This is a genomic window from Allobosea sp. NPDC055353, from assembly GCF_053644975.1.
Genome location: NZ_JBSHMC010000001.1, coordinates 2,318,217 through 2,330,874, shown reverse-complemented (window position 1 = coordinate 2,330,874; position 12,658 = coordinate 2,318,217). Strand labels below are relative to the sequence as shown.

Annotated in this window: 13 protein-coding genes; 6 read left to right on the top strand and 7 right to left on the bottom strand. The window is 67.7% G+C overall.

Annotated elements, in window-relative coordinates:
- Positions 1 to 2: 2 nt before the first annotated feature.
- Complete coding sequence (locus ACWIEX_RS10785; RefSeq protein WP_454033032.1) at positions 3 to 341, top strand: hypothetical protein; 339 nt, start codon at positions 3 to 5, stop codon at positions 339 to 341.
- A gap of 110 nt (positions 342 to 451) precedes the next feature.
- Positions 452 to 1,342, top strand: a complete 891-nt coding sequence (locus tag ACWIEX_RS10780) for a PhzF family phenazine biosynthesis protein (protein ID WP_454033031.1) — start codon at positions 452 to 454, stop codon at positions 1,340 to 1,342.
- An 84-nt stretch (positions 1,343 to 1,426) separates the two neighbouring features.
- On the opposite strand, the gene ACWIEX_RS10775 is transcribed toward ACWIEX_RS10780, so the two are convergent.
- Together ACWIEX_RS10775 and ACWIEX_RS10770 are read right to left on the bottom strand one after the other, a co-directional pair.
- Positions 1,427 to 1,786: an MmcQ/YjbR family DNA-binding protein gene (locus tag ACWIEX_RS10775; RefSeq protein WP_454033030.1), complete on the bottom strand. Its 360-nt coding sequence runs from the start codon at positions 1,784 to 1,786 to the stop codon at positions 1,427 to 1,429.
- A 3-nt stretch (positions 1,787 to 1,789) separates the two neighbouring features.
- The gene (locus ACWIEX_RS10770; protein ID WP_454033029.1) at positions 1,790 to 2,857 is read right to left on the bottom strand and encodes a malate/lactate/ureidoglycolate dehydrogenase; all 1,068 of its coding nucleotides are present in this window, start codon (positions 2,855 to 2,857) and stop codon (positions 1,790 to 1,792) included.
- A gap of 230 nt (positions 2,858 to 3,087) precedes the next feature.
- Between ACWIEX_RS10770 and ACWIEX_RS10765 the strand changes: the two genes are divergently transcribed.
- On the top strand, positions 3,088 to 3,477 hold the full coding sequence (locus ACWIEX_RS10765) for a HesB/IscA family protein (protein ID WP_454033028.1): 390 nt from the start codon (positions 3,088 to 3,090) through the stop codon (positions 3,475 to 3,477).
- Between the two features lie 27 nt (positions 3,478 to 3,504).
- Here the strand turns inward: ACWIEX_RS10765 and ACWIEX_RS10760 are convergent, their stop codons facing one another.
- Together ACWIEX_RS10760 and ACWIEX_RS10755 are read right to left on the bottom strand one after the other, a co-directional pair.
- Entirely contained in the window at positions 3,505 to 4,563 is a 1,059-nt protein-coding gene (locus tag ACWIEX_RS10760) for a GGDEF domain-containing protein (RefSeq protein WP_454033027.1), read from the bottom strand.
- A 186-nt stretch (positions 4,564 to 4,749) separates the two neighbouring features.
- Complete coding sequence (locus tag ACWIEX_RS10755; protein WP_454033026.1) at positions 4,750 to 6,222, bottom strand: DEAD/DEAH box helicase; 1,473 nt, start codon at positions 6,220 to 6,222, stop codon at positions 4,750 to 4,752.
- A 162-nt stretch (positions 6,223 to 6,384) separates the two neighbouring features.
- Between ACWIEX_RS10755 and ACWIEX_RS10750 the strand changes: the two genes are divergently transcribed.
- Complete coding sequence (locus tag ACWIEX_RS10750) at positions 6,385 to 7,080, top strand: alpha/beta fold hydrolase (RefSeq protein WP_454033025.1); 696 nt, start codon at positions 6,385 to 6,387, stop codon at positions 7,078 to 7,080.
- A 6-nt stretch (positions 7,081 to 7,086) separates the two neighbouring features.
- Here the strand turns inward: ACWIEX_RS10750 and ACWIEX_RS10745 are convergent, their stop codons facing one another.
- The 3 genes from ACWIEX_RS10745 to parE all read right to left on the bottom strand — a co-directional run bounded on the left by ACWIEX_RS10745 (position 7,087) and on the right by parE (position 10,622).
- The gene (locus ACWIEX_RS10745) at positions 7,087 to 7,338 is read right to left on the bottom strand and encodes a hypothetical protein (RefSeq protein WP_454033024.1); all 252 of its coding nucleotides are present in this window, start codon (positions 7,336 to 7,338) and stop codon (positions 7,087 to 7,089) included.
- A 101-nt stretch (positions 7,339 to 7,439) separates the two neighbouring features.
- A complete protein-coding gene (locus ACWIEX_RS10740) occupies positions 7,440 to 8,381 on the bottom strand; it encodes a LysR family transcriptional regulator (protein ID WP_454033023.1) in 942 nt (313 codons plus the stop codon).
- 159 nt (positions 8,382 to 8,540) lie between these two features.
- Positions 8,541 to 10,622, bottom strand: a complete 2,082-nt coding sequence (gene parE / locus ACWIEX_RS10735; RefSeq protein WP_454033022.1) for a DNA topoisomerase IV subunit B — start codon at positions 10,620 to 10,622, stop codon at positions 8,541 to 8,543.
- A 280-nt stretch (positions 10,623 to 10,902) separates the two neighbouring features.
- Between parE and ACWIEX_RS10730 the strand changes: the two genes are divergently transcribed.
- Positions 10,903 to 11,100 carry a hypothetical protein gene (locus ACWIEX_RS10730; protein ID WP_454033021.1) on the top strand — a complete coding sequence of 66 codons (198 nt, stop codon included), beginning with the start codon at positions 10,903 to 10,905 and terminating at the stop codon, positions 11,098 to 11,100.
- Between the two features lie 163 nt (positions 11,101 to 11,263).
- Positions 11,264 to 12,655, top strand: coding sequence for a hypothetical protein (locus tag ACWIEX_RS10725; protein ID WP_454033020.1), 1,392 nt, complete (start codon positions 11,264 to 11,266; stop codon positions 12,653 to 12,655).
- The last annotated feature ends 3 nt before the right edge of the window (positions 12,656 to 12,658 follow it).

The following is a 12,658-nucleotide window of genomic DNA, read 5'->3' as shown; positions in this document are numbered from 1 at the left end:
CCATGCGCGAGACGAAATGGGATTATCTGGTCTTTCCCTTCCTGGCCGCTCTGCTGATCGGCGTGTTTTACGCTTCGCTGCGGCTCGTCGGCTTTTTCGGCCTCGGCGTCCTGGGTCTCATCATCGGCTTCATCACCGTGCGGATGGACCTCGAACGCGACGGGGCGAGCAGCGATCCCTCGGCCCTGGCCGAGCAGTTCAAGGCCCGCGAACGGATGTCGCGCTCGGAACGCGCCGAATTTCACGCCACGCAGGCGTTCCGGCTGAAGCCGCTCTTCATCGCGCAGATCGTCGCGACCGGCTTCGTCATCATCGGCTTCGGCCTGCATTTCCTGCTGTGACGGCGGCGGTCGCGCGCACGTGATCGATCGCATGATCGACCTTCATTATTCCCGGCCGGAGAAGGATGGCATCAAGACGGGGCGAAGGATTGTCGCCACCGGAGCCCGCCATGCCCAGCTTTCCCTACGAGACCGTCGACGTCTTCACCGACCGCTCCTTCGGCGGGAATCAACTCGCCGTCTTCACCGATGCGCGCGGGCTCTCCGATGCCCAGATGCAGGCGCTCGCCGGGGAGATGAACTACAGCGAGACGACCTTCGTCCTGCCACCGGACGATCCGGCCAACGACGCCAGGGTCCGGATCTTCACGCGCACGCATGAGATGCCCTTCGCCGGGCATCCCAATGTCGGCACCGCCTTCGTGCTCGCCCGTCATGGCCGCGATCGCGGCGGCGTGCTGCGCTTCGAGGAGCTTGCCGGGCTGGTCGAGGTCAAGGTCGCACGCGACGCCGCGGGTACGGTCACCGGCGCGACGATCGCCGCGCCCCAGGCCCTGACGAAGAGCATCGAATTGCCGGCCGACGCAATCGCGGCCTGTGCCGGCCTTGAGCCGTCGGACATCGTCGTGGCGAACCACCAGCCGGTGCGCGCCTCGGTCGGCGTCTTTTTCGTCCTCGCCGAGGTGACCCTGGAAGCGCTTTCGCGTGCCACGCCGGACCTGAGCCGGTTCCGGGCCGTACGGGACGGTACGCCGGGGCTGGAGGGCCGCTTCTCGCTGTTCCTCTATGCACGAGACGGTGCCGCCGATATCCGCGCGCGGATGTTCGCGCCGATCAGCGGAACATGGGAGGACCCGGCGACGGGCAGCGCCAGCGCCACGGTCGCAGCCCTGCTGCTCTCGCTCAGCGGCGAGGGCGAAGCGCGCTTCACGCTGACGCAGGGCGTCGAGATGGGGCGTCCCAGCCTGCTGAACCTGACCGCGCGCCGCGGCGAGGACGGTATCCGCGCGACCGTCGGCGGCTCCTGCGTGCAGATGTTCCGTGGAGAGGCGCTGCTATAGGCGCAATCTTTGTCATTCCGGGTTCTTCGCTGCGCGAAGCCCCGGAATGGCAAAAGGTGGCGGCGCTGCAAGCGACCGCGTCGCCTAGCCCAGCCCCAGCTCGGCCCGCGCCCGCTTCGTCAGCCCAGCGGCGACGAGGCGGTGGCTTTCGGCGAGATAGTCCTGCAGGGCGTCGTCCGGCATGCTCTCGCCGTTGAGCCACTGGATCCATTTCATGCCGCGCGAGGCGAGATAGGGCGCGGGCCTGAGGCCCGGCTGCTCGCCCAGAATATCGAAGGCCATCGGCGAGCATTTGAAGGACACGGCCATCTCGCCGTCCTCCTGCTGCCGGCCGAGGGCGAAAACCTTGCCGCCGACCTTCCAGACATCGGCGCCACCCCATTGCACGACATGGCTCGTGGCCGGCAGGCTCGCGCAGAAGGCGTTGTAGGCCGCGGGCGACATGGATCAGTAGCTCTCGGCGTCGATGCCGTGCTTCGCGGCGGCGGCCACGATCTGCGACCAGGTCTCGTCGTCGAGCGGGATGCCGGCCGCTTGACGCTCGACCCTGACCTTGCGCTCCTTGTCGCCGGGCGCGAGCACCGGATTGGCCGGGTCCATCGGCTTCGCGGCGCGGACGAAGGCGAGATAGCTTTCGGTGCGGGAGCGGCGCAGCTCTGCATCCGGCTCCAGCCGGGCCGGATCGATGATGACGCCGAAGAGCGAGTTGATCACCCAGGTCTTCTGCGGCTTCTGGTCGATCCGCGCCGCGCCCATCAGCCCGGCCGAGAGCAACTCGGCGATCAGCGAAAGGCCGGCACCCTTGTGGTCGCCGAAGGGCAGGAGCGCGCCGAGCGGATGGTCCGGGCTGGCGAAGACATGGGCCGGGTCGGTGGTCGGGCGGCCCTCGCCGTCGATGATGTAACCGGGCGGCACTGCCTCGCCCTTGTTGAGGGCGACTCGCGCCTTGCCATGGGCCATGCGGCTGGTGGCGAAATCGAGGATCAGCGGATCGCCGCCGGGGACGGGGATGCCGATCGCATGGGGATTGGTGCCGAATCGGGCTTCCTTCGCCGCATAGGGCGCGACGATCGGTGGGCGGCCGGCGACATTGACCCAGAAGAACGAGATCAGCCCGGCCGCGGCCGCGACCTCGGCATAATGACCGATGCGGCCGATATGATGGGAATCGAGCAGGTTGACGATGGCGACGCCACCGGCCTGCGCCATCGCCACCGCCCGGTCGACGGCGTTGCGCGCGTTGGGCTGGCCGAGCGCGATCTTGCCGTCGATGATCAGGAAAGGAGCGGTGTCGACCCGGGTTTCGGGGCGCACCTGCGGATCAAGATTGCCGTCGGCCAGCGACTGGAAATAGAGCGGCAGCATGCCGACGCCGTGGCTGTCATGGCCGCTGAGATTGGCAAGGACGAGATGGTCGGCCGTCTCCTGCGCCTCCGCTTCGGTCCAGCCGGCCTTCACGACCATGTCGCGGACGAGGGCGTGCAGCGATTCGGGGCGGTGCAGACGATGCGCCATGGGGTTCCTGCCGTTTGGAAGAGGTCTTATTCGATGAGGTCTGTGGCCTCGGGATTCTCAAGCGCCAGAGTGCATGAGCGGGGCGGTTCCGCAATGCGTGGGGCGGGCAGGGGGCGGATACGAAGCGCATGGCATGAAGGGGACATCTCGACGAAAGCCCTGCCGATCCCTATGTTACCGGGAACAATCTTGCTTCACCGGGCCTTGAACCCGGTCGAGGAGGGACACCGATGTTTTCGATACCGGGCCTGAAGGTCATTTCGCTGACCGACGCCGCGGCCACCCGTATCCGCGAGATCATGGCGCAGTCCCCGGGCGGCGACGCGCCGGCGCTCGGCCTCAGGGTCGGCGTCAAGAAGGGCGGTTGCGCCGGCATGGAGTACACCTTCGAGATCGCCCGCGCGACCGGCAAGGGCGACGAGATCGTGACCGACAAGGGCGCGACGGTGGTCGTCGATGCCAAGGCGGTGCTGTTCCTGCTCGGCACAGAACTCGACTTCAAGACCGACCGGTTCTCGTCGACCTTCGTCTTCAACAATCCCAACCAGGTCTCGGCCTGCGGCTGCGGCGAATCGGTCGAGATCAAGCCGCGCAGCGAGAGCGCGCTGGCGGCATCCTGAGTTCACGCCCGCTGGAATCCGGCTCGTTCAAGCCACGCGGCTGGCCGTCTCCAGGGCATCCTCGGTGACGGTGCGGTTACGGCCGTCGCGCTTGGCCTGCATCAGCGACTGGTCGGCCCGGTCGACCAGCGAGCCGGCGGTATCGCCGCGGCGATAGCTGGAGACGCCGAGCGAGATGGTGATGCGGCCGAGATTCTCGTTGGTCGAGCGCTTGATCAGTTCGCGGGTCAGCAGCGCCTGACGCACGGTCTCGGCGCCGAACTTGCCGGCGATCAGGTCGGCTTCGGGCAGGATGATGGCGAATTCCTCGCCGCCGAAGCGGGTGATGATCGCCTTGTCCTTGAACTTGTCCTTCATCGTGCGCGCGACAAGGCGCAGCACCTGGTCGCCCGTGAGATGGCCATGGGCGTCGTTGAAGCGCTTGAAGAAGTCGATATCGGCCATGACCAGCGCGAAGGGCTCGCGCCGCAGGGTCGCCTGATCGATCGATTTCTGCAGCATCTCCTCGAAATGACGGCGATTGGCGAGGCCGGTCAGCGGATCGGTGAGGGCCTCGGCGCGGGTCGATTCCAGTGCCTCGCGCAGGTTGCGGATCTCGTTGGAGCTGTTGCGCAATTCCGCTTCGAGCTGTGCCTTGCGCGAGACCTCCTCGCGCGTCGACATCACCAGCGCCTCGACCCATTCGCGCAGCTTGTGGCGGTCGGTCGCCGGGGGCACATCCTCGGACATGGCGCAGAGCCGGCCGTGATAAAGCTCGCTGGAGCCGAGTGCCTGGTCGACCAGCCCCATCATCGCGTCGATCTCGCCCAGCACCTGCAGGCTGGTGCGCTCGGCCTGGCGCGCGAAGCGTTCCGTGCTGATGAAGCGCTCGTAGAGGCTGTCGATATCGGCAGCGGTAACCTGCCCGTCGCTACCGGTGAGGATGGCGCTCATCGCGACGCTGACGGCCGGCATCTCGCCGCTGAGATGGGCGTACCAGACCTCGAAGGCGCGGGGATAGCTTGGCGAGCCATGCTCCCGCATCGCAGCGACGACGCGCTCTGCGAGATCATCAGTGCGGGCGGGAACCGAAACCAGGTCGTCCATGCCATCGCCATTCCGGTATGAAGCCGGGTCGCGGCCTTCGGCCACGTCAGCTTCGATCAAGACAATCGAAGCGGGACATCCTGTCCGTATCTACGGCGGCATGCGCCCGTCCGCTGCGAAGGTCATCCCGTCGCAGCGAAGGGCAATCTAGGTCGACATCGTTAAAAACCGGTTGATGCCGTAACGTTATCCGACACGCGCCGGGCGCAGCAGGAAGGCCGGGACGTGATCGCCGAGACCCTTCACCTGCGGGCCGTCATCGTCGTCGCGACCATGGCCGCGCCCACGGCGGGGGGCGTCCTGACTGCGCGCGGCGGGCGGGGGCGCTGCCGTCTCGGAATCCGGCCGGATCGGCACGCGGCGTGGCTTGCGCTGCGTATCGGCCGCGGTCTCATCGGCGTCCGGCCGCGAGGCGCCGGAATCCGCGCGTGCGCCGCGCTCGGGGCGCCCGCGACCGCCCCGCGAGGAGCTGCGCTTCTCATCCCGGCGGCCACTGCGCCGCTCGTCGCGCGGCTCTCCCGGAGGCAGCGCGTCGAGGCCGGGGCCTTCGAAGGCGATCGCCTGGCCGGTCAGCTTCTCGATCGCCGCGACGAGCTTGTCGTCATGGCGCGTGACGATGGTGAAGGAGGCGCCTTCGCGACCGGCGCGGCCGGTGCGGCCGATGCGATGGACATAGTCTTCCGCGTGGGTCGGGACGTCGAAATTGAAGACGTGGCTGACGGCGGGAATATCGAGGCCGCGCGCGGCGACGTCGGAGGCGACGAGGATCGGATTCTCCCCGGTCCGGAACGATTCCAGCGCCGCCATGCGGGCGTACTGATCCATGTCGCCGTGGAGCGCCACCGCCGGGAAGCCATGGCGCTGGAGCGACTTGTGCAGCGTCGCGACATCGCGCTTGCGGTTGCAGAAGACGATGGCGTTCTGCAGGTCGGTCGCGCCCTTGATCAGCTTGCGCAGCGTCTCGCGCTTCTCGAAATCCTGCGAATTCGAGGCGATCAGGCGCTGGGTGATGGTCGCTGCCGCCGTGGCGGGCCGGGAGACTTCGACACGGACCGGGTTGTGCAGGAACTGCTCGGAGATGCGGGTGATCTCCGGCGGCATCGTCGCGGTGAAGAACAGCGTCTGCCGGGTGAAGGGAACAAGTTTGCAGACTCGCTCGATGTCCGGGATGAAGCCCATGTCGAGCATGCGGTCGGCCTCGTCGATGACGAGGAGCTCGACGCCGGTCAGCAGCAGCTTGCCGCGCTCGACATGGTCGAGCAGGCGGCCGGGAGTCGCGATCAGCACGTCGACGCCGCGGGTGATCTTCGCGTCCTGGTCGCCGAAGGAGACGCCGCCGATCAGGAGCGCAACCGAGAGCTTCTGGTTGACGCCGTAGCGGGTGAAATTCTCCTCGACCTGTGCCGCGAGCTCGCGCGTCGGTTCCAGGATCAGGGTGCGCGGCATCCGGGCCCGGGCACGGCCGGTTTCCAGGATGGTGAGCATCGGCAAGGTGAAGGCCGCGGTCTTGCCGGTGCCGGTCTGGGCAATGCCCAGAACGTCCTTGCGGGCGAGGACATGCGGAATGGCCTGGGCCTGGATGGGGGTCGGCGTGCTATAGCCTGCGGCCGTGACGGCCGTCAGAACCTTTTCACTCAAGCCGAGTTCGGCAAATGACATCGCGTATGGTGCTTCTTCTGGGTCGGTGAAACACGGCGGGATGACCTGCTCAACCACCGCGTTGGCGCGACGACAGTTCCTGCGCGCCTTCGGACCCGTGTGGAATGCAAAGAAAACGCGGCAAAGTCAATCATCTAGCCCTGGAAGGACCGTTATTACCTCATGAAGGAGCCGCTTGTTCTCGTTCCCGGCCTGAGTTGCAACGCCGCGCTCTATGCTGCGCAATGGCCTGCGCTTGCCGCGGGACGCCCGATCCTGGTCGCCGATCACGCCCGCGACGACACGCTCTCCGCCATCGTGAAACGCCTGCTCGCGGCTGCGCCGCCGCGTTTCGCACTCTGCGGCCTGTCGATGGGCGGCTATGTCGCTTTCGAGGTGCTGCGCCAGGCGCCGGAGCGCGTGACGCGGCTCGCCCTGCTCGACACCAGCGCCAAGCCGGCAACGCCCGAGACCAATGTGCCACGCGAGCAGATGATTGCGCTGGCCGAGAAGGGGGCTTTCGACAACGTCACGACGCTGCTCTGGCAGAAGCTGGTCGCGCCGGCGCGCCTGACCGACGAGCCCTTGCGTCTGCTGGTGCGCGGGATGGCCGATGAGGTCGGGGTCGACGGCTTCGTGCGCCAGCAAAAGGCGATCATGAAGCGGCCGGACTCGCGGCCAATGCTGGCGGGGTTGTCGATCCCGACGCTGGTGCTGGTCGGAGAGGACGACGAGATCACGCCTGTCGCAGAGGCCCGGGAGATGGCGGGCCTTGCCGGCAGCGCGGCCCGCCTCGCGATCGTGCCGGGTTGCGGCCATCTGTCGACGCTGGAAGCGCCGGAAGCGGTGACGGCGGAGCTGCTGCGCTGGCTCGGCTGATGGCCGTCAGCGCGGCAAGGCGCAGGGGTCGAGCTTCGCTTCGCCCGCTGCCTTGGCGATCGAACCGGTGGTCATCGGGTCGCGCTTGGAGGCGGCGAGGCTGACCTGAGCCATGCGGTCCTTGTCGAGCGAAGCGGTCTGGCTCGACAGGAAATTCGCGGCGATGACCGACAGGAAGGCGATGGCCGCGCCGGCCTTGGCGATATCGGCGGCGACGGTGCCGCGATTGTTCTTCCAGAACAGTTCGATCAGGCGCATGGCGCACTCTCCACGGCCCGTGACATCACGAGCTTTGCGGCAGCATGCGCCCTCAGCAGTAAAAGGATGGTTAGCCAAGTCTTGCCGGATTGCGGACGACTTTAGCGATCGCCCGCGTTCTCGCCGGTTCTGCCCATGAGGCGGGCCTGCTGTTCCTTGAACAGCTTGCGCAGGGCGCTCAGCACGGCGGCGACGCCCGGCCTGCGGCGCGAGACCTCATGCGAGACCAGGAAGATGTCGTCGCCGGTCTGCTCGGGCGGCGGCTGGAGGCGGCGCAAGGTCAGGTCGGCATCGCCCATGAAGCAGGGCGCCATCGACAGCGCCCCGGACGAGCGGATGCTTTCGTAGCGCGCGGCCGAATCGCCGACGCGCGCCGCGATCGGCCGGCCGGCGGCATAGTTCATGATGTGGTCGTCGATCCGCGAGGAGGTTTCGCGATTGACCGAGATGATCGGCGCGGTCGCGGGATCGATGTCGCGGCGAATGTAGAGCGCCTGCATCAGCCGCCCGACCTTCTGCGCGTAGTGGCCGGGTTCGCCCGGAACCCGGGTCATGCGGAGCGCGATATCGGCCTCGCCGCGCGCCAGGTCGAGCCGGTTGCGCGTGCTGATGATGACGATCTCGACCCCGCCTGCGGCCTGCGAGATCGCTGTCGCGTTCATGGTCAGGAGCAGGCTGATCGAGGTGGTGGCGGTGATGCGGACGGGCGCGTCGGCGCGCGGGCGAGCCGTGTCCGCGCGGATCGCGAAGCGCCTGGCGGCGGCTTCCACGAGGGCCGCCTCGGTTGCGAGCTCAATGCCGACCGCGGTCGGCACGAGCCGGTTGGCCTCGCGGGTGAAGAGCTGCAATCCGAGCCCGGTCTCGAAGCCCTTCAGCCGGCGCGCGACCGTTGCCTCGCTCAGGCCCAGCTGCGCCGCTGCCACGGCCATCGACCCGCCGACGGCGATGGCGTTGAAGATCCGGATGTCGTCCCAGGATACTTGTCCGGCCGGCGATGCCAGATCGCCGTCGCGTCGAGATGGAGGGGAAGCAGGCTCGCCCATGCGCTCAGCGGCCAGTCCCGGGCGGTGGCGTGATGGTGGCGGTCATGGCGGTCCGGTGCGTGGGGAAGGTTCGACATGCGCGAACCCTGGCGGCAAACAGGCGTCCGGGCAGCCCGCCGGGCTTGAGGCCCAGCCCTGCAAGGATGCAGGGCTCAGCCCTCACAGGTCGATCAGTTCGCCGGCAAAGGCGGCGCGTTCCTGGATGAAGACGAAGCGGGCTTCCGGCTTGTTGCCCATCAGGCGCTCGACCGTGTCGGAGGTTTCCTCCTTGGCCTCGTGATCGACCATGACCTTGAGCAGGATGCGCTTGCTCGGGTCCATCGTGGTTTCCTTGAGCTGGGCCGGCATCATCTCGCCGAGGCCCTTGAAGCGCGAGATCTCCGGCTTCTTGCCCTTGAAGACGGTCTCGATCAGCTCGTCCTTATGGGCGTCGTTGCGGGCATAGACGCTCTTGCCGCCGTGCTGGAGGCGGTAGAGCGGCGGCACGGCAAGATAGAGATGACCTTTCTCGATCAGGCGCGGCATCTGGCGCCAGAAGAAGGTGACCAGCAGCGAGGCGATATGGGCGCCGTCGACATCGGCGTCGGTCATGACGATGACCTTCTCGTAGCGCAGGTCGTCCTCGCGGAACTGGGTGCCGATGCCGCAGCCGAGTGCCAGGATGAGATCCGCGAGCTGCTGGTTGGCATTGAGCTTTTCGCGCGTGGCATTGGCGACGTTGAGGATCTTGCCGCGCAGGGGCAGGATCGCCTGGTTCGAGCGATTGCGCGCCTGCTTGGCCGAGCCGCCCGCCGAGTCGCCCTCGACGATGAAGAGCTCGGAGCCGGCGGCGCCCGCATTCGAGCAATCGGCGAGCTTGCCGGGCAGACGCAGCTTCCGGGTCGCGGTTTTGCGCGAGACTTCCTTTTCGAGGCGCCGGCGCAGGCGCTCCTCGGCCCGGTCGACCGACCAGTCGAGCAGGCGCAGCGCCTGTTGCGGCGCGGCGGCGAGCCAATGGTCGAAGGCGTCGCGGATCGCGCCTTCGACGATGCGGGAGGCTTCCAGCGTCGCGAGCTTGTCCTTGGTCTGGCCCTGGAATTCCGGCTCGCGGATGAAGACCGAGAGCATCGCGGCGCAGGTCGCCATCACGTCGTCGGAGGTCACCTGTGCCATGCGCTTGGACTGGCCGATCCGCTCGGCATGGTCGCGCAGGCCCCGCAGCAGGGCGATGCGCAGGCCCTGCTCATGGGTACCGCCCTCGGGCGTCGGGATCGTGTTGCAATAGGACGACGAGAAGCCGTCCTCGCCGGTCGCCAGCCAGGCCACCGCCCATTCGAGCGAGCCGTGGCTGCCTTCCCGCGTGATCTTGCCCGAGAAGATCGGCTCGGCGACGAGGTCCTTGCCTTCGATCTCGCGGCCGAGATAGTCGCGCAAGCCCCCGGGGAAGCGGAACACCGCCTCGGCGGCGACGTCGCCCTCGGGCTTCAGCAGCGACGCTGCGCAGGTCCAGCGGATCTCGACGCCGCCGAAGAGATAGGCCTTGGAGCGCGCCATCCTGAACAGGCGGGCAGGCGAGAAGGCCGCGCCCTCGCCGAAGATCTGCGCGTCGGGGTGGAAGCGCACCCGGGTGCCGCGCCGGTTGGCGACGGCGCCGACGGTTTCCAGCGGCCCCTGCGCCAGGCCGCGCGAGAAGACCTGACGATAGAGCGTCTTGCCGCGCGCGACCTCGACTTCCAGCCGGTCCGACAGCGCATTGACCACGGAGACGCCGACGCCATGCAGGCCGCCCGAGGTCTCATAGGCCTTGGAATCGAACTTTCCGCCGGCATGCAGCGTCGTCATGATGACTTCGAGCGCCGACTTGCCCGGAAATTTCGGATGCGGGTCGACCGGGATGCCGCGGCCATTGTCGGTGACGGCGATCGAGCCGTCCTCGAACAATTCGACATCGATGAAGGTGGCGTGGCCGGCCACCGCCTCGTCCATGGCGTTGTCGATCACCTCGGCGAAGAGATGGTGCAGGGCGCGTTCGTCGGTGCCGCCGATATACATGCCCGGTCGGCGGCGCACCGGCTCCAGCCCTTCCAAGACCTCGATCGCCGAAGCGTCGTAGCCGGCCTCGGACAGCGTGCCGTTACGGGCAGGGGCTGCCGGTGCGGGGGCCGCCTTGGGGCTCGCGGCGGGCGGGCGCGCTTCCGGCCGCGGGCTTGCCGCGTCGGGCCGCTCCGGTTCTCCGCCGAAAAGATCGCCGTTATCCGCCATTGCCAACCGATTCTTCCTGATTCGCGACTGTGAACTCTAACGCATTGCGGGCCACCATGCCCTGTCAGGGGCAGCTTATAGACACCTCATCCATGGATCGGAACCGCCTTGCCGCACGGGCGCGCATTCCCGTCACATCCCTGTCGCCTGCATGCGCAAGAGCGAGCTGGAACAGGCCTGTTCAGGCCACGTTAACCATCCGTGCCGAGGATGGTCAGCGCGGTCGGGCCTATGCGGATTTCCGCAATGCGCTATGATCGGTCTAGAGGGGGAGAAGGCCGTGGCGTCGCGTCAGTCAGTGCCGGTTGCGGGTATCGCGGGTTTGCAGCGTGCTGCACGCCTCGCCGGCGAATCCTTCGGTCATGAGGATGTCATCGGCACGCCCCTGGCGGCGAGCGATCAGCACGCCTCGCGCTGGGTCTGGTGGCTGGCGGCGATCGCCGCTTCGGCCGGGCTTGCGGTTCTGCATTTCTCCTGAACGCCGCCCGGGCCGCGCGGAAATATCAACCTTTATGCCCTAGGCCTGTGGCCGGAGGGCAATGGGATGTTTCGCGTCATCGTCACGGATTGCGGATCGGTCGATAGCGGCGTGCTGCCATGTGCCGCGCCCGTTCGCGCGGCCTGAGCGGAGCGTCGCGCCGGTGGGCCAGATCGCCGCTCTCGGAGCCTATGTCTATCAGGCCGTGCTGGCGCTCGTGCTGCTGCTGCTGGTCTCGCGCATCCTGCCGGCACGGGATTTCACGCATTACTCGCTCTTCGTCACGATCAGCCAGTTCGCCAGCATCGCCGTCTTCGAGTGGATCCGGTTCTCCTGCAGCCGGTTTTATCCCGGCGCCGATGAGACGGCGCAGCGCTCGGTCATCGCGTATGCTTTCGCCGTTTGCGCTGCTCTTTGCCTGCTCGCGGGAGGAGGCGTTCTCGCGTTGGGCGCGGTTGCGCCGGGCATCGCTGTCGGCGGAGCCTTCTTTGCGGTGTTCCAGGGCGGCTCGGAATTGCACCTGACGATGCTGCGCTTCCGGCAGGATTTTCGGCTGTTCTCGATCCTGCAGGCTGCCCGGGCCTCACTCCTGGCGATCGGCACGGTCGGCGGAGCCATGCTCGCCCCGACGCTTTCGGGCGCGGTGGCCGGCATGCTGGCCGGAAGCCTCGTCTATAGCGTGCTGGCGCGGCTTGCGGGCGGTCCTCTGGCGCGCGGGCTCCATCGGCCGCAGCGTCATCTGCTGAAGAAGTACCTGGCCTATGGCGGCGTTTCGGCCGGAGCATCCGTAGCCAGCCTGCTGGCGCCGCTCGGTCTCAAGGCACTGATCACGGCGGTGGTCGGCAGCCAGGGCGCGGCCGGCGCGTTGCTGGCACTCGACCTGCTGCAGCGGCCCTTCATCCTGGTCGTCTCGGCGCTCCATGCGATCCGCTATCCCGAACTGGTCGCGAGCTATGACCGCGAGCCGGGTTCGCCGGTATTCCGCGAGCGCCTTGGCGGCTACTACGCACAGCTTGCGAACTGTTCGCTGGTGACGGCGGCGGTGATCCTGTGCCTGCTGGCGCCGGCCGCGACCTGGCTGGTCAAGGCCGAACTGCGCGAGACCTTCCTGCTCGCCGCGCCGGCCGTGACGATCCTCGCGCTGCTGCGGGCATGGGTGCAGAACCTGCTGCCGACGCCTGCACATCTGACGCAGCGGCTCAGGCCGATCATCGGGCTGGCCGTGACCGACGCCATCCTGCTCAACCTGAGCTCGCTCGCCGGCTGGACCTTGTCAGGCGGCTCGCTGACCGGGTTGCTCTACAGCGGTGCCGCGGGGGCGGCCGTGGCCATGATCGCGGGGACACCGCTGTTCCTGTCGATGCCGTTCCGCTGGCCCGGGCTCACGCTGGGCAGCGCGCTCGCCGCGTTCGCCATCGCCGGGCTCGCCAATGCCGGCACGCCGCAGGCATCGTTGCCGGTGTCGCTGGCCGTCATGCTGCTATGCATCCCGCCGGCGGTCGCGACCGTCACCGCTCTGCTTCAACGCCAGGGTGCTCCGCCGGATATCTCGTGAAGC